The organism is Paenibacillus oryzae (assembly GCF_001675045.1).
GTDB classification, from domain to species: domain Bacteria; phylum Bacillota; class Bacilli; order Paenibacillales; family Paenibacillaceae; genus Pristimantibacillus; species Pristimantibacillus oryzae.
On sequence record NZ_LYPA01000047.1, the window covers coordinates 125048 to 141050 of the forward strand.

Annotated in this window: 16 protein-coding genes; 10 read left to right on the forward strand and 6 right to left on the reverse strand. The window is 50.8% G+C overall.

The annotated features are described in order from the left end of the window. Positions 1-58: 58 nt before the first annotated feature. Genes A7K91_RS09620 through A7K91_RS09630 form a run of 3 tightly spaced genes read left to right on the forward strand, consistent with a single transcriptional unit; the run spans position 59 to position 3514 of the window. Positions 59-1174 carry a Fe(3+) ABC transporter substrate-binding protein gene (locus A7K91_RS09620; protein WP_068682054.1) on the forward strand — a complete coding sequence of 372 codons (1116 nt, stop codon included), beginning with the start codon at positions 59-61 and terminating at the stop codon, positions 1172-1174. A gap of 3 nt (positions 1175-1177) precedes the next feature. Beyond that, complete coding sequence (locus A7K91_RS09625; protein WP_068682055.1) at positions 1178-2821, forward strand: ABC transporter permease; 1644 nt, start codon at positions 1178-1180, stop codon at positions 2819-2821. After that, the gene (locus tag A7K91_RS09630; RefSeq protein ID WP_068682056.1) at positions 2822-3514 is read left to right on the forward strand and encodes an ABC transporter ATP-binding protein; all 693 of its coding nucleotides are present in this window, start codon (positions 2822-2824) and stop codon (positions 3512-3514) included. It begins immediately after the preceding gene. A gap of 43 nt (positions 3515-3557) precedes the next feature. Here A7K91_RS09630 and A7K91_RS09635 read toward each other — a convergent pair whose 3' ends face one another. Together A7K91_RS09635 and A7K91_RS09640 are read right to left on the reverse strand one after the other, a co-directional pair. Then, the gene (locus A7K91_RS09635) at positions 3558-3776 is read right to left on the reverse strand and encodes a cysteine-rich CWC family protein (RefSeq protein ID WP_068682057.1); all 219 of its coding nucleotides are present in this window, start codon (positions 3774-3776) and stop codon (positions 3558-3560) included. Positions 3777-3847: 71 nt separating this feature from the next. After that, entirely contained in the window at positions 3848-4648 is an 801-nt protein-coding gene (locus tag A7K91_RS09640) for a Cof-type HAD-IIB family hydrolase (RefSeq protein WP_068682058.1), read from the reverse strand. 110 nt (positions 4649-4758) lie between these two features. On the opposite strand from A7K91_RS09640, the gene A7K91_RS09645 reads away from it, so the two are divergent. From A7K91_RS09645 to A7K91_RS09670, 6 genes are all read left to right on the forward strand, one after another. Further along, positions 4759-6183, forward strand: a complete 1425-nt coding sequence (locus A7K91_RS09645; RefSeq protein WP_068682059.1) for a S41 family peptidase — start codon at positions 4759-4761, stop codon at positions 6181-6183. Between the two features lie 4 nt (positions 6184-6187). Continuing rightward, positions 6188-6421: a DUF1450 domain-containing protein gene (locus A7K91_RS09650; protein WP_068682060.1), complete on the forward strand. Its 234-nt coding sequence runs from the start codon at positions 6188-6190 to the stop codon at positions 6419-6421. Positions 6422-6535: 114 nt separating this feature from the next. After that, positions 6536-7039, forward strand: coding sequence for a ferritin (locus tag A7K91_RS09655; protein ID WP_068682062.1), 504 nt, complete (start codon positions 6536-6538; stop codon positions 7037-7039). A gap of 10 nt (positions 7040-7049) precedes the next feature. Next, entirely contained in the window at positions 7050-7622 is a 573-nt protein-coding gene (locus A7K91_RS09660) for a GNAT family N-acetyltransferase (RefSeq protein WP_169833390.1), read from the forward strand. A gap of 135 nt (positions 7623-7757) precedes the next feature. Next, positions 7758-9341, forward strand: coding sequence for a trypsin-like peptidase domain-containing protein (locus A7K91_RS09665; RefSeq protein ID WP_068682064.1), 1584 nt, complete (start codon positions 7758-7760; stop codon positions 9339-9341). 953 nt (positions 9342-10294) lie between these two features. Continuing rightward, positions 10295-12118 (forward strand): B12-binding domain-containing radical SAM protein, encoded by a 1824-nt coding sequence (locus A7K91_RS09670; protein WP_068682066.1) that lies wholly within the window; start codon positions 10295-10297, stop codon positions 12116-12118. A gap of 108 nt (positions 12119-12226) precedes the next feature. Here A7K91_RS09670 and A7K91_RS09675 read toward each other — a convergent pair whose 3' ends face one another. The 4 genes from A7K91_RS09675 to mnmL form a co-directional block, all read right to left on the reverse strand. Then, a complete protein-coding gene (locus A7K91_RS09675) occupies positions 12227-13204 on the reverse strand; it encodes a type I phosphomannose isomerase catalytic subunit (protein WP_068682068.1) in 978 nt (325 codons plus the stop codon). A 30-nt stretch (positions 13205-13234) separates the two neighbouring features. Then, positions 13235-13630 carry a VOC family protein gene (locus A7K91_RS09680; protein WP_068682070.1) on the reverse strand — a complete coding sequence of 132 codons (396 nt, stop codon included), beginning with the start codon at positions 13628-13630 and terminating at the stop codon, positions 13235-13237. A 136-nt stretch (positions 13631-13766) separates the two neighbouring features. Beyond that, positions 13767-14363: a tRNA 5-(aminomethyl)-2-thiouridylate-methyltransferase MnmM gene (mnmM, locus tag A7K91_RS09685; RefSeq protein ID WP_068682072.1), complete on the reverse strand. Its 597-nt coding sequence runs from the start codon at positions 14361-14363 to the stop codon at positions 13767-13769. A gap of 3 nt (positions 14364-14366) precedes the next feature. Next, positions 14367-15326: a tRNA modification radical SAM protein MnmL/YtqA gene (gene mnmL, locus A7K91_RS09690; RefSeq protein WP_068682074.1), complete on the reverse strand. Its 960-nt coding sequence runs from the start codon at positions 15324-15326 to the stop codon at positions 14367-14369. A 275-nt stretch (positions 15327-15601) separates the two neighbouring features. On the opposite strand from mnmL, the gene A7K91_RS09695 reads away from it, so the two are divergent. Continuing rightward, positions 15602-15808 carry a hypothetical protein gene (locus A7K91_RS09695; RefSeq protein ID WP_068682076.1) on the forward strand — a complete coding sequence of 69 codons (207 nt, stop codon included), beginning with the start codon at positions 15602-15604 and terminating at the stop codon, positions 15806-15808. The last annotated feature ends 195 nt before the right edge of the window (positions 15809-16003 follow it).

Below are 16003 nucleotides of genomic sequence, written 5' to 3' on the forward strand. Positions count from 1 at the left end.
ATATTCGGTAATGATATTCATTATCAAAAAAAGAAGAGAGAAATGAGAGGGACTTGAAATGAGGAACAAGATAGTAGCGGGGGTTTTGACCTTTTTGTCCGCAGCGGTCATCGTAACAGGCTGCGGCGGTACAAATGGCGGGACCAAGGGTGAAAATAACAGCGGGACTAACGGCGCCTCGCCGAGTGCTTCCGCCGAAGCGACGGCGAAGCCGGAAAAGAGCGGGGTTGTTAATGTGTTTACGGCCCGGCATTATGATATCGACTTCGCCATGTTCGATCAGTTCGAGAAAGAAACCGGTATTACTGTGAATGAGATTAAAGGAACAGCGGAAGAGCTTGTGGAGCGCATGAAGCGTGAAGGAGAAAGCTCGGAAGCAGATCTTTTCATTACAGTGGATGGCGGGGTTCTGAACTATGCAAAAGAAAGCGGCGTGCTTCAGCCAATCGAATCGGAGACTCTTTTCTCCAATGTGCCGGAGAAATTCCGTGACAAGGATAACAACTGGGTAGCGCTGGCCTCCCGAGCGCGCGTTATTGTGTATGCAAAGGATCGTGTTAAGCCGGAGCAGCTATCAACCTATGAGGCATTGGCTGAACCACAGTGGAAGGGCAAGGTAGTGGCGCGTTCCTCCACGAATATGTATAATCAGTCGCTTATTGCTTCTTTTATTGAATTAAACGGAGAAGCCAAGACGGAAGAATGGGCAAAAGGCATTGTCGCCAACTTCGCCCGCGATCCCGAAGGCGGAGACCGCGACCAGGCAAAAGCGCTTGCGGCTGGCATTGCGGATGTAGCGATTATGAATACCTATTACGTCGGCCAGATGCTTCATTCCAAGGATGCGGAAGAAGTGAAGGTGGCGGAAAATATCGGCGTCTTTTTCCCGAATCAGGAAACGACAGGCACTCACCTCAATATTAGCGGCATCGGCCTTGCCGCTCACGCCAAAAACAAGGAAAATGCGCTTAAGCTGGCGGAATATATGACTAGCAAGGAAGGCCAGGAAATGCTGACAAACGGCAGCTTTGAATTTCCGGTCAATCCGGCAGCAGAGCTTCCGCAGCTATTGAAGGAATGGGGCCAGTTCAAGACGCAAGACATTCAATATGCCCAGCTCGGAGTTAACAACAAGGCGGCAACAGAGCTGCTGAACAGAAGCGGCTGGAAATAAGAGATGAAGACATTGCTTCTGCGCAGATGGAAACAAAGATTCGGCGCTTGGAGCGTAATTAGCGGAATCGGGGCCGTATTGGCCCTGCTTCCGTCACTTTACATTTTGGCGGGTTTATTAGGCAAGCCGGGTGAAAACTGGGCGCACATCACCGAATACATGCTGCTGGATTATGCTCTGGAATCGCTGCTTTTGACTGGCGGAACCGTCGTGCTGGCTTCCCTTGCCGGGATTGTGCTGGCATGGCTAACCGTTGCCTACGACTACCCGCTGCGCCGTTTTTTTAGTTTTGTTTTTCTGCTTCCGCTTGCGATACCGCCTTATATCGCTGCTTACACGTACAGCTCTATGCTGAGTTATACAGGGAGTGTTCAAACCTGGCTCAGGGAGATGGGGGTAGCCGTTAATCAGAACTATTTTGACGTGATGTCGATGAAAGGCGCAATCATCATTTTTTCCTTGTTCCTGTTTCCATATGTCTATTTGATGGTGCGTTCCTTTCTGGAAAAGCATAGCGCATCCTTTGTTGAGAGCGCACGTTTGCTTGGAAGGAATCCGTTATCGGTTTTTTTTCGCGTAGCATTGCCGTTGTCAACGGGGGCTGTCGTCGGGGGAGCCAGCCTGGTCGCTTTTGAGGTGCTGAACGATTACGGCGTTTCTAAGCATTTTGGGCTTCAGACGTTTACGGCGGCTATTTTCAAAACCTGGTTCGGGATGTACGATATTGATTCCGCGCTCCGGCTTGCCGCGTCTCTTATGGCTTTGATTATCGGTATTTTTGTTATCGAGCGGCTGCTGAGAAGGCGCAAGCGATATCATATTCCCGCTAATCGGAGCGTGCCGCTTACGCGGCGAAAACTCAAAGGGCCTGTGGCCTGGCTTGCAGTTATTTTTAGCAGCTTTATAGCTCTGCTGTCATTTTTTTTACCGGTTGTCCAGCTTCTGATTTGGGCATGGTGGACGTTTGAGGACGTCTGGAATGAAAAATTTGTCGGCATGTTGTCCAATACGCTGCTTGTATCCTGCTTTACTGTCGTTATTACTATGTTTTTTGCCGTTGTTGCGAGCAATGTGAACCGCCAATGGAGAAGTCCGCTTTCCTTAACTGTCGGCAGGCTTCTGTCGATGGGTTATTCCATTCCAGGCGCTGTATTGTCCATCGGCGTATTGGCCGTTTTTTTGTCCGTGGATAAAAGGTTGGCCGGCGTTTATGCCGCACTGGGGCTTGGCCACAACAAGCTGGTGCTCAGCATGTCGCTTGTAATGGTAGTGTTTGCCTATAGCATTCGCTTTCTCGCGGTTGGGTACAATGCGATGGATTCAGGCTTCGACCGGATCGGCAACAAATACAGCGAAGCCTCAAGAACAATGGGCAACGGCATGACGGCGACTTTTTTTAAGGTGGACTTGCCGCTTGTGAAAGGAGCCGTGCTGGCAGGGGGCATTATGGTTTTTCTAGAGGTGGTCAAGGAGCTTCCGCTAACGCTTCTGCTGCGTCCCTTTAACTTCGACACGCTGGCGACAAAAGCGTATCAATATGCCAGCGACGAGCAAATTCATCAAGCGGCGCTTCCTTCACTTTTGATTATTGCATTGGGGATAGGGTCCGTTTGTCTCTACCATTGGCTGGGAAGGAGGAAGAGCTAGATGGCGTATGTAGAGGTTAGCGGCTTGCGGTATGCCTATGGCGGAGGTCGCGATAATGTATTTAACGGGTTTTCATTAAGTCTTGAAAAAGGACAAACCGCCGGCTTGCTTGGTCCTAGCGGCAGCGGGAAAAGCACGCTGCTGCGGCTGCTCGCTGGCCTGGACGCTCCGCTGGACGGAAGGATTGCCATTGGCGGCACGTTAATGGCGGGCGGCAGCGTCTTTGTCCAGCCGGAACGCCGGGGAGTTGGACTGGTGTTTCAGGATTATGCGCTGTTTCCCCATATGACGGTGGGACAGAATGTCGCTTTTGGCCTGCGCGGCATGAGCAGACCTGAACGCCGCAAAGTAGTGGGGGAGATGCTGGGGATGGTTAGGCTGGAGGATTTCGCCAAACGTTATCCGCACGAGCTGAGCGGAGGACAGCAGCAGCGTGCCGCCTTTGCCCGCGCGCTGGCTCCACGGCCCCGATTGCTGCTACTGGACGAACCGTTCAGCAATTTGGATGCCGACCTAAAGGCCAGCATTCGGAGGGAATTAAAGCAATTGCTGCGCCAGACGGGCATAACCTCCATCCTGGTGACCCATGACCGCGAGGATGCCGAAGCAATCTGCGATACCATTATTATGATGCCTTCGGGAGACAAGCGAGAGACGGTATCGGCACCCGAGCCTGCCGTTGTCAGGCTGTAGGCTGCAGGCTGTGGCCATTGTGCGAAACGAGACTAAGTGGGTTCTATTGGGGGGCATTATCCCCGTCTAGAAAGCTTTGGACGCAGCTGCCGCATACGCAGGCTTTGCCCCGCTGCTCCGCAGGGATGCGGGCAAGCAGCTCTTTTGGTATTGAAGCGTGGAAGCACCAGCAATCCAGGCTTGCCGTCTCTTCTCCTGGGGTCAGCTTTTCGGCTGCGCAATGGTTATTCCCGCCGCATAGCGGACAATTGCCAGGATTCATATTTTTTCCTCCTTTGCACAAATCAGCCCTGCGGCATTTCTCCGCAGGGCTGGTTTTCTTTAATTTTTTTCTTAATTCTCGGGCAGCACGAATTTTTCGATAACGTGTCTTACGCCGTCCTCGTTATTGGATAAGGTCACGTAGTCCGCCAGCTCCTTCAAGCTGTCGACGCTATTTGCCATCGCAACGCCCAAGCCGGCGGCTTGAATCATTTCGCGGTCGTTCCATGCATCGCCGATGGCGATGGTTTCATCCATGGAGCAGCCCAAATGCTCTGCCATAAATTGCAGGGCATGGCCTTTTGTGCCTTCCTTATGCATAAACTCCAAATAATGAGCTTTTGATTTGGTCATATGCACCCGATCGCCGATTAGCGGCTGCAGCTCCAGCGCGATCTGGTCCAGCCGCTCAGGCTGGTCAATGATAAGCAGCTTGTTCAGCGGCTGCGTAATTAATGCGCTATAGTCCTCCTGAATCCTGTAAGGGATTTTGGACAAGGCGGAATAGGCTTTAATTTTATCGTTATCCTCGGTTCCATACAACACGTCGTTGACGTACACTTGCAAATGGAGGCCATGCTTCAGGCAGTAGTCATACAGCTCGGCCGCTGCGTCCGTCGGCACGTTGCGCTCATATAAAACCTGGCCGTCGAGCAGTGTTTTGACGAGAGCGCCCTGGTAAGTAATAATAGGTACATTAAGTTCAATCTGCTTGGCAATTTTTTGCGCTGAAGCGAACATGCGCCCGGTAGCCAGCGTAACCGTCACCCCTTTTGCGATCGCGGCTTCCATGGCCTTTTTGGTGCCTTCGCTTACGGTCAAATCATCCCTCAGCAGAGTGTCGTCTACATCAATTGCAATCAACTTGTACATACTGCGGAAAAGCTCCTCTCCCATGCATAAAGCAGTTTCTCTGTAGCTGTGCGTGCGGTGAATAGGTTGATTGTAGCGAAAATTCAGCTTTCATACAAGGAGATCATGACATGAACATCAATGATGCGCAAATTCGAAAGCAGCCCTCCGGCGTATGGTACGCTATCGGGGCCGTTGTACTGCTGCTGGCAGGTTTTGTTTTGGGGATGTTATTCGGCGGGGCCCGATACCCCATTACAAAAGAACCGGAGTTCAAGCAGCTGAGCAATGCCTACAATCGCATTTTGAACGATTATTTGGACGGCGCTACTCCAACTCAGCTCATTAACGGGGCGGCTCAAGGCATGACCGCTTCGCTGGAGGACCCTTATTCGCAATATTTGGCGGGAGAAAAGGGAGAGCAATATACAGAATCCTATGAAGGCCAGGTATACGGCATAGGCGCAGAGATCCGCCAGGAGGAAAACCTCTTCATTATTCAATCTGTTTTCAAGGACACCCCTGCCGAACGGGGCGGCCTGCTGCCTGGCGATATTATCAGCGGCGTTGACAGCGTGGAGCTTCAGGGGAAATCGCTGCAGGATCTGCTAGGCCTCATCAGAGGGGAAGAAGGAGAAGCCGTAACGTTAACTATTTTACGCGGCAGCGGAAGCGAGCCGATTGAAATGACGCTGAAACGCGCTGCCATTCCTATCCATACTGTAACCTCGGAAATGCTGGAAAACGGGATAGGCCATGTGACCATAACCCGTTTTGGCCAAAATACCGCTGTTGAATTCAAGGAGGAGCTGGCGAAGCTGAAGGAAAGCGGAGAGCTCAAGTCCTTGCTCCTGGATTTGCGTTCCAACCCCGGGGGACTGCTGGATTCGACGCAGGAAATAGCCAGCGTCATGATTCCGAAGGGCAAAAAAATATTGGATATCGTATATAAAGAGGAACGCCGCACCGTCAGCCTGGTATCCAACCAGAAGGAGGAATGGAAGCTTCCCGTCGTTGTACTGGTCAATGAATACTCCGCCAGCGCAAGCGAGGTGCTGTCATCGGCGCTGCAGGAATCAGCGGGGTTCAAAATCGTTGGCAAACAAACCTTTGGCAAAGGCGTAGTCCAGCAGTTTTTCTCTTACCCGGACGGTTCCGTATTGATTCTGACGGAGGCGCAATGGAAAACGCCGGGCGGCGCCTGGATCAACAAGCAGGGCGTTACGCCGGATTACAAGGTTGAACTGCCGGCCTTCGCCACGCTTCGTCCGCTGCCGCTGGGAGCAAAGCTTGCAATCGGCAGCTACGGCGACGACGTATCGGCGCTGCAAGCCATGCTTCAGGCATTGGGTTATGAGGAGACAGGGCTAAAGGGACTGTTCGACGAAGAAACCAAAGCCGCGCTGAAGAAGTTCCAGAGCGATGAAGGATTGGACGCAACAGGAGAGTTTAATGACAAAACGGGTTACCGGCTAACCGAATTGCTGCGGGAAAAGCTGATCCGTGAAGATACGCAGCTGCAAAAAGGCGTCGAGCTGTTGAAGGCGGCTTCCTGAATAAATGGGAAAAAAACCGGAGAAGGTCAAGTTGTGCAGACGGAACTGGGATAACGGGTCCAAACAGCTTAACAAGGCGCTAAAGAAGGATTATCCGGAGCTTAAGCGTAAAAAGAAGGATTGTTTGGGAAAATGTAAAACCTGCAGAAGCCAATGCCTGATTATGGTGGGTTCGGATTATATCAGCGCGGCCTCGCATCAGGCTGTGCTCAAAAAGCTGAAAAAAAGAATGGATTAAGGTCAAATAGCATGTAAGTCGTACCCTAATGCAAGTGAGCACAAGAGGCGGGCTTTTGCCGTCTCTTGTTTTTGTGATAAGATGGCAATATAACACATAAGCGAGGTGCCTTCCATGAATGATAATCTGGCAAAAGCGTTAAACGATCAAATGAACTTTGAATTTTACTCTGCTCACGTTTATCTGGCCATGGCGGCCTATTGCTCCGGCGACAGCCTGGACGGATTCGCCAACTTCTTTATTGTGCAAGCAGAGGAAGAGCGATTCCATGCGATGAAAATATACAAATTTTTGAATGACCGGGGACGCCGCGCCACGCTTGACGCGCTGCCTGAGCCAAACAACGAATACTCCTCCATGCTGGATGCATTCCAGCAGGGCTACAAGCATGAGCAGCAAAATACAAAACGTTTCTATGATCTGTCCGATATCGCACTGAACGAACGCGAGCATGCAACAATCAACTTCCTGAAATGGTTCATTGACGAGCAGGTTGAGGAAGAAGCTTTGTTCGACAGCATTATCAACAAGCTGAAGCGTATTGAGAAGGACAGCAACGCGTTTTATATGCTGGATGCCGAATTTGCAGGCCGCAGCTTTACGCCGCCGGCTGAATAGGAACATTCTTATGACAGGAATCATTGGCGAGGCTCGTCCGCAGGATGCGGACGAGCTTCTTCCCATGCTGTTGTCGGCTATCGGCTCGATTGCCTATACGTTGTCCGGGTCGACAAATCAGGAAGAGACTGAAGCCGCATTGCGGGACTGGATCGCTAAGGATAACAACCGCCTCAGCTACTCCAATATGCTGGTTGATCGCAGGGACGGCCGCATCGCAGGCATGCTGATTTGTTATTCCGGCTCCGATGCCGAAAGGCTGGATGAACCTATCAAGAAAAGACTGCAAGAGTTGTATGGCTCGCAGGCTGCGGAGCAGCTAGTTGCAGAATGCTCGCCAGGCGATTTTTATCTGGATTCGGTGGCAGTTGCAGAACATTATAGAGGACAAGGAGTTGCCAAAGGACTTTTGGCTGCTTTTGAGCGCCGGGGCAAGTTAAGCGGCTGCAAGCGCCTTTCTCTAATTGTAGAGCCTAATAATGAAAAGGCCGCTTCCCTCTATCAAAGGCAGGGCTATCGCGAGGACGGCAAGCTGCCTGTTAGCGGAACGCTTTACACAGTAATGGTAAAACCATTGGCGTAATGCTATGTTGAAGCTTTTGTCACAGCCTCTATGTAAACACCTTTTTTAGGTGAACACATAGAGGTTTTTTTGTTACAGAGATATGGAAAGATCAGATAGACAATAATAGAGCCGGAATGATAGGATAAATTGGTAATGATAGAGTTGGAAAATGAAGGAGAGGCGGTTAGAGATACAATGACTACAGGAAATTGGAATAAGGCTGCTGTAAGCACGGTGCTGGCAGCGGGCTTGCTGCTAAGTCCTCTTGCGCCTGCCCTGGGAAACGTTGCTTCAGCAGCAACGGCGCAGCAGCAAAGCATTCAGCTTTTGGTGGATAATCAGAGCATTCAGCTGTCGGCTCCCATTTATAAGGAAAACGGTATCGTTATGGCGCCAATGAAAGATGTGCTAGATGTATTGGGCGTTACTTCTGTTTACGAGACGAAGAGCGGAACAATCATTATCCGCGACTTGGATGTAACGGTATCTATTTCGGTTGGAGGGACAAAAGCCATTGTTAATGGCGCAACTCTGCAGGCTCCGGCAGCCCCTGCCGTTAAAAATGGCGTCGTCTACATTCCTGTCCGTTTTATCGCGGAGAAGCTTTTTATTGATGTTAGCTGGGATGCGGCAAAAAACGCAGTTAAACTGCAGACGTGGGATTTCTCCATGGCCGAGGAAGAAGAGACGGATGACGAAACCGAATGGATCGACCAGACAGCTGACGTAGTGATGACAGGGGAAGAAATTGCGTCGATGTTCGACGAAAGCGTCGTCATGATTATGACCAACAATGCTCAAGGAAGCGGCGTTGTGATCAGCGATCATCTCATTTTGACCAACTACCATGTTATTGAGGACGCAACATCGGCGACGGCTTATTCTATTTATTCTGATGAAATCAAAATTAAAGGCATTGTTGCCTGGGATGAACAAACCGATTTGGCCATCATTACTACAGAAGACCCTATTGACCTTAATTATGTAAGCCTGAATTATTCAACGCCCTCCAAAGGCAGCAAGATTTATGCAATAGGCAGTCCGCAGGGTCTGCAAAATACGATCTCAGAAGGCATTGTCAGCAATACGCGTTATGAAGAAGGCGTTCGCTATTTGCAAATCAATACGCCTATCGACCATGGCAGCTCAGGCGGCGCATTGTTTGACGCCTACGGGAATTTGGTAGGCATAACGACAAGCGGCATCGGTAATACGCAAGCGCAGCTGAATTTTGCGGTATCCGTTCTTCATGCATCCATTCTTTATGATACGGTCACGGAAACATTGATTAAAGACGCCGCCTTTCTGGAGCCGCGGCTCCCGGCAACTTTGGCAGATGCACCGCTTTCTACCATTGAAAAGCTTTTGAAAGATGAGTTCGGATATGCGTCAACGAATTATGGCAGAGCTGAATTTTCGAATTGGGAGGCCAAACGCGACGGGGAAGGCTGGCTTGTGCTGAGCGCAACGATTGATCCCCGATTCTATATTTACAATGGCTCTGCCGCCGAAGTCGAGCTTCGTCTATGGAGCATTAATCTGGGTCACGAGCTGCATCGCATGCTGCCGAAGGAGCGCATCCAGGTGGCAATCGACTTTGTTCGCGATTACAGCTTTAAGCCTCGTGGCTTTGCGACGAATGAAGTCTCTCAAATCGAAGCAGGCAAGTGGAGGCTTCGCCATTCCGTTATAGACATGCAGTTGCAAGACCAAATGTACCTAAAAACAAGATTCTAGAGAGGTTGCTCAAAAAGTCCGCTTCCCATTACGGGTCATGACTAGCGTCATGGCCGGCGTCGAATATGGCTTTCAGCCGAAACTTCCGTTGCTCACGTAGCTTCCACTACGCTCCGCTACTCAGTTTCTAGCTTCAAGCCATCTTCTTGGTACTGGGAACCGGACTTTTTGAGCTTTTATTTGAATGAGGTTGCTCAAAAAGTCCGCTTCCCATTACGGGTCATGACTAGCGTCATGGCCGGCGTTGAATATGTCGTTCAGCCGAAATCTCCGGTCCTCACGTAGGTCCCACTACGCTCCGGTCCTCGATTTCTAGCTTCAAGCCATCTTCTTGGTACTGGGAACCGGACTTTTTGAGCTTTTATTTGAATGAGGTTGCTCAAAAAGTCCGCTTCCCATTACGGGTCATGACTAGCGTCATGGCCGGCGTTGAATATGGCTTTCAGCCGAAATCTCCGGTCCTCACGTAGCTCCCACTACGCTCCGGTCCTCGATTTCTAGCTTCAAGCCATCTTCTTGGTACTGGGAACCGGACTTTTTGAGCTTTTATTTGAATGAGGTTGCTCAAAAAGTCCGCTTCCCATTACGGGTCATGACTAGCGTCATGGCCGGCGTTGAATATGGCTTTCAGCCGAAATCTCCGGTCCTCACGTAGCTCCCACTACGCTCCGGTCCTCGATTTCTAGCTTCAAGCCATCTTCTTGGTACTGGGAACCGGACTTTTTGAGCTTTTATTTGAATGAGGTTGCTCAAAAAGTCCGCTTCCCATTACGGGTCATGACTAGCGTCATGGCCGGCGGCGAATATGGCTTTCCATTGCATGTAATAATATGCGGCGTCTGCTTTTAAGCTGGCGTCGTTTTTTGGTGCATGGCCGGAATGATTTGTCCATCTTGGGTTATTGGTATATAATATGCTCGCTATACAAAATGCAAAAGCGGGGAGAATCTTTTATGAAAGTTGTCCTGTCGACGTTAAACGCCAAATACATCCATACTTCGCTTGCTTTGCGCTGCTTGAAGGCCTATAGCGAGCATGACTTTGATATCGAAATTGCAGAATATACCATTAAAGACCCGGCGATGAATATTGTGTCGGATTTGTTCGCTAAGGAACCCGATGTCATCGGATTTTCCTGTTACATCTGGAATATTGAAGAGACCATTACTGTCGTCAACATGTTGCGCAAAATTAAGCCGGAGCTAAAGATCGTGCTGGGCGGGCCAGAGGTCAGCTATGATATCCAACAGTGGATGGAGCGGCTTGTTGATGTAGATTTTATTGTGGCCGGGGAAGGGGAAGAGACCTTCCACCATCTGCTTCAGGAATTGGAGGGAGACTCCAAGTTTCATATGGTGTTTGGCCTTGCTTACCGAAAGCAACGCGCGGAGGGCGCGGAAATCATCATTAATCCGCCCCGGCCCAAGCTTAATTTGAATGAGCTGCCTTCGCCGCACCGTTTTGCGGAGGATTTGCCGCATTTGGGCAAACGCGTCGTTTATTTTGAGACGAGCAGGGGCTGCCCGTTCAGCTGCCAGTTTTGCCTCTCAAGCATCGAGGTTGGCGTCCGTTATTTTGATATCCAGCGAACGAAGGACGATATCTTGTATTTGATTGATCAAGGAGCCAAGCTGATTAAATTTGTGGATCGCACCTTTAATATCAAAAGGGACTATGCGCTGGAAATGTTTCAGTTTTTGATCGAAAACCACGGGGGCTGCGTTTTTCAGTTCGAAATAACGGCGGATATTATGCGTCCCGAGGTGCTTGATTATTTGGCGGAGCATGCGCCTCCCGGTATATTCCGCTTTGAAATTGGCGTTCAATCCACCAATGATCCAACCAATCTGGCCGTGCAGCGGCGTCAAAATTGGTCCAAGCTGGTGAGGACGGTTACCAAGGTGAAGGAGTCCGGCAAAATTGATCAGCATCTGGATTTGATTGCCGGTTTGCCGCTGGAAAATTATGATACGTTTCGGGGTACCTTTAATGATGTATTCGAGCTTCGTCCAGAGGAGCTTCAGCTTGGGTTTTTGAAGATGCTGCGAGGTACGGGCCTGCGGCTTCAAGCTGAAAAATGGGGCTACATCTATATGGATCGCGCGCCATACGAGATGTTGGGCAACGAGCTGATGCCGTTTGCCGATATTGTGCGAATCAAGCGCGTTGAGGATGTATTGGAAAAATATTGGAATAGCCATAGATTGGATCATACGCTGCTTTATCTGGTCGATCATGTGTTTGCTTCACCGTTTGATTTTTTCCAGCTGTTCGGCGATTATTGGGAGAGCCGGGACTGGTCCAGAATCGGACACCAGCTTGAAGATTTATTCTCAAGGCTCTGGGACTATTTGAATAGTCTGGCTGCGGGAATGGATGGAGAAACGCTAAGGCGCAACGGCGTTTTAAGAGACGGGGCCGAGCTGCGTCTTGACGTTGTGCTGGGACTGATGAAATACGATTATTTCCTCAATCATCATTATAAGCCCCGCAAAACCTGGTGGGAGCGGACCATGGAAAAGCCGGAGTGGGGAGAATGGGTGCGCAAGCTGTCTGATCAACCGGATACGATATCGGGCGATTTTGCCTCATTGGGATTGCGTGAACGAGAGCTGCAAAAACATGCCGTCATGGAGAAGCTGCCGTTCGATCTCGGCAAATATTTGAGTACCGGCGAGCTGGCATGCGACTCGGAATCGCTGCTGGTTATGTTATATGCGCTGGATCAGAGCGACAGCAAGCCCAAACCGCGAGCATACTGGGCCGCTATTTCTTAACGACTGACGGATAGGGCAAAGTAAAACCCCCGCATGAGTCATTCTGGCTGTTACAGACCAGGCGATGACCTATGCGGGGGTATTTGCTTATGTTAAGCCTTTATTCTTTTATTCAGGCACAATACTGCGCAGTACGGTTAAATTGCCGGAGAGCTCATAGGCCCCAAGCGTGGCAGGAAGCAGGAAGCATTCTCCGGCTTTGACGGCTTGCTCGCCGCCGTCCCATTTGAGACTGCCGTTGCCATCGGCAATAACGAGAATAACAAAGCTTTCGGGAGAAGTAGACAGGGCTACTGTACCGGCAACCACGCCTTTTTCAACCAGGAAATACGGCGAAGAAGCAATGGTCAGCCATTCTCCGTGTTTAACGCCGTCTGTTTTCATGCGCTGAGCGCCTGCGCCTTCATAGGCAATAACATTCAGGGAATCTTCAATATGAAGCTCGCGCAGCTTGCCGTCTAGTCCGGGACGGTCGTAATCGTACAGACGATAAGTCGTGTCGGAATTTTGTTGAATTTCCGCGACCAGAACGCCGGAGCAGAGAGCATGCACAGTGCCGGCTGGAATGTAGAAGGCCTCGCCTGCCTGTACGGTAATCTCCTGCAAGGTGTCGGTAATGCGGCCTTCTGCAATCGCGGCTTCCATGGATGCGCGGTCTACGCCTTCTTTTAAGCCGTAAATAATTTTTGCGCCTGGTTTGGCGTCCAGAATGTACCACATTTCGGTTTTGCCCAGCTCGCCCGCAGGCAGCCCTTCGTAGCTGTCGGTTGGATGAACCTGTACGGACAAGTCATCGTTGCAGTCCAGCAGCTTGATAAGAAGGGGAAAACGCCCGTTTTTCTCCGAGAAGCCCCGGCTGCCGAACCATTCGCGGCCGAATTGCTCCCGAATTTGATCCAAGCCTTGTCCCGCCAGCTCGCCATTAATCACCTTGGTAATGCCGTTAGGATGGTCGCCGATCATCCAGCCTTCACCGATTGCGCCCTCCGGCAGCTCCAGACCATATTGCTCCAGCGCGCGGCCTCCCCAGATTCTTTCTTTCATCTCGGCCTTGAATTGAAGCGGGTATGCTTTAACAGTTGTCATGTTGCTCTCTCCCTTATCTGTTGTTGATTTCTATGATGTTTTCCCCGGCTGGAACAACTCCAGCAATTCTCCGTCCGGCCCGTACAGGAAAAAATAGCGCGCGCCATTCGGAAGCGTTGTAATTTCAGTGTCGCGAAGCGGCACGTCCAGCTCTTTGATGCGCAAAAATTCGGCTTCGATATCATCAACCGTAAACGCGGCATGATGCACCTTGCCTTCGGCAGGCAGCTCCGGATTATATCCTTCCACCAATTCAATTTGTGTTTCCGAAGAGTCGGCGAATGCCAGGAAAGCCAGCCTGATTACGCCGTTAGTATGCGTCATCGTGTATAGATGCTTCAGTCCTATCACATTTTCGTAAAACGGGAGCGACTTGTCAAGATTGGAAACCATAATGCCCAGATGCTCGATTTTTTTAACTGCCACAGCGGTTTTGCTCCTTTTCTGTAAAAGTTCACGAATGATTGTTTGCAGGAGTCCCGGCCGCCGCGTACATGATTCCTCTGATCGCAGTTGTTCCAGAAACACAAGCGAGCGCTCCAAAATGATCGCAGCCGGCTGTTTAGCTTGAGCCGGGAGGCCGCCGCTTCTCGATTGCGAGCAAATACGGTGCGGCGGAGCGCTGCGGCTGTCTGTAGAGAACGGCCTGCGCCTTCATTTGCGGCAAGGCAGCCGCCCAATCCTCCACGGCAAGCGCTTCTTGCTCGCCCCCGGGATGGCCGGGATACAGCACGCAAGTAATAATGCCGCCCGGACGGAGCAGTTCAAGCGCTGCATTTAATGCCAGAATAGTGCCTTCAGGCTCTGTAATGACGGTTTCGTCTCCGCCAGGCAAGTAGCCCAGATTAAACATGACGGCGGCAATTTTACCGTGCCGGAGGGGATCAATCTTGTCAAGCATCGCCGCATGACTATCCAGCATAAGATGCAGCGCAGGCAGTTTTCCTTGCTGCTTCAGCTCCTCCAGCCGGAGCTTCGTCCGCTCCAGCGCTTCCTTCTGAATATCGAAGGCATACAGGGTGCCGGATGGTCCAGCGAGTCCCGCCAGAAAGAGGCTGTCCACGCCGCCGCCTGCCGTAGCGTCAATAACGGCATCACCCGGCGATACGCGTTCCCCGATCCATTTGTGAGCCTGGCTGAGCACGGATAGGAAACCCATGGACTAACCTCCGTTCCAGAGCTTGCCTTGCCAGCTGTTGCGGCGATTCAGCTCCCGGTCGATGCCGTTCAGCACCTCCCATTTTTTCATGCTCCACATAGGTCCGATCAGCAAATCCCGCGGAGCGTCGCCGGTCAGCCGGTGAACGATCATCTCCGGAGGAAGAAACTCCAATGAATCGGCGATAAGTCCAATGTATTCGTCCTGCTCCAAAAAACGAAGAAGCCCGGCTTCGTATTGCTTGACCATCGGCGTTTTGTACATGAGATGCAGCAAGTGGATTTTGATGCCCTGCACATCCATGGCGGCAACGGCCCTGCCTGTTGCCAGCATCATTTCATGGCTTTCCTGCGGCAAGCCATAAATGATGTGCGCGCATACGCGAATGCCTCGCGCCCGAAGTCTGGAAACGGCATCCAGGTAGCAGGCCGTATCGTGAGCGCGGTTTATCAGCTCCGAGGTTGATTCATGGATCGTTTGAAGCCCCATTTCCACCCACAGGTATGTACGCTCGTTCAACTCGGCCAAATAGTCCACTACATCATCGGGCAGACAATCCGGGCGTGTGGCGATAGACAGGCCGACAACGCCGGGCTGTTGAAGTATAACCTCGTAATATTCCCGAAGCTCCTCGACCGGCGCATACGTATTTGTATAAGCCTGAAAATAGCCGATATAAGCTGCATCCGGCCATTTCTGATGCTGTCTGTCGCGGATGGTGTTGAACTGGGTGACCAGATCGTCGCGCCTACGACCCGCAAAGTCGCCGGAGCCTCTGGAGCTGCAGAAGGTGCAGCCGCCCTTGGCGATCGTTCCGTCCCGATTAGGACAGGTGAAGCCGGCGTCCAGCATCACTTTGAAAACCTTGCCGCCGAATTGCTGCCTCATTTCATAATTCCAGGTATGAAATTTTTTGTCCCCCCACAGCAGGGGCTCCTGACGGGGCTCTTGAAGCTCTATCATCGTTTTCCCTTCTTTCCAAACAATCACCTTCCATTTTAGCGAAAAATGAGCTGAAAAGCCATGCTTTGAACAGAAGGTGTCAATGAACGTTCGGAAAATTGAAAAACTGGAAATAATAAAAATGGAATCGCATTTTAGGCTTGCGTAACCTGACATGGTGTGTTATATTAAAAGTGCGACAAAACAATAAAAATACCTAACATAGCCTAAATGTAACCGCAACCATCAATTGTCGATAAATTGGAAACAAAAAACAATCTGACGAGGTGATTTCGATGAGCATGACTAAAGTTCCCGGCGGCGACGAAAAAGTAACAGTTGAATTGACAGTGAAAGAACTGCTGGCTCTGACCGGCGTACATTTCCATTCCAACCACGACGTTAAAATATCGGCACGCAAAAAAATCAATTCCGCACTGGAAAACAAGTGGGAGCAGGAAGCAAGAGACAATGCGCCGATTCCTTATCAATTGCTGAACTAGCAGGGAGCAGGGGCGTTGCGACAGCAACCCCGTTCTATATAAAAGGACCTCGATCCACTTCGCAGTGGGGCTAGAGGTCCTTTTTTATGCCATATGAAGGCTGGCAGGAATGAGCGGGCTGTCCGAAAAGTCAAGCGGAACGAAGCATGATTCAGCAGAGAAAGCGGATAAAAATGTTTGAGCTTCCAAGACATC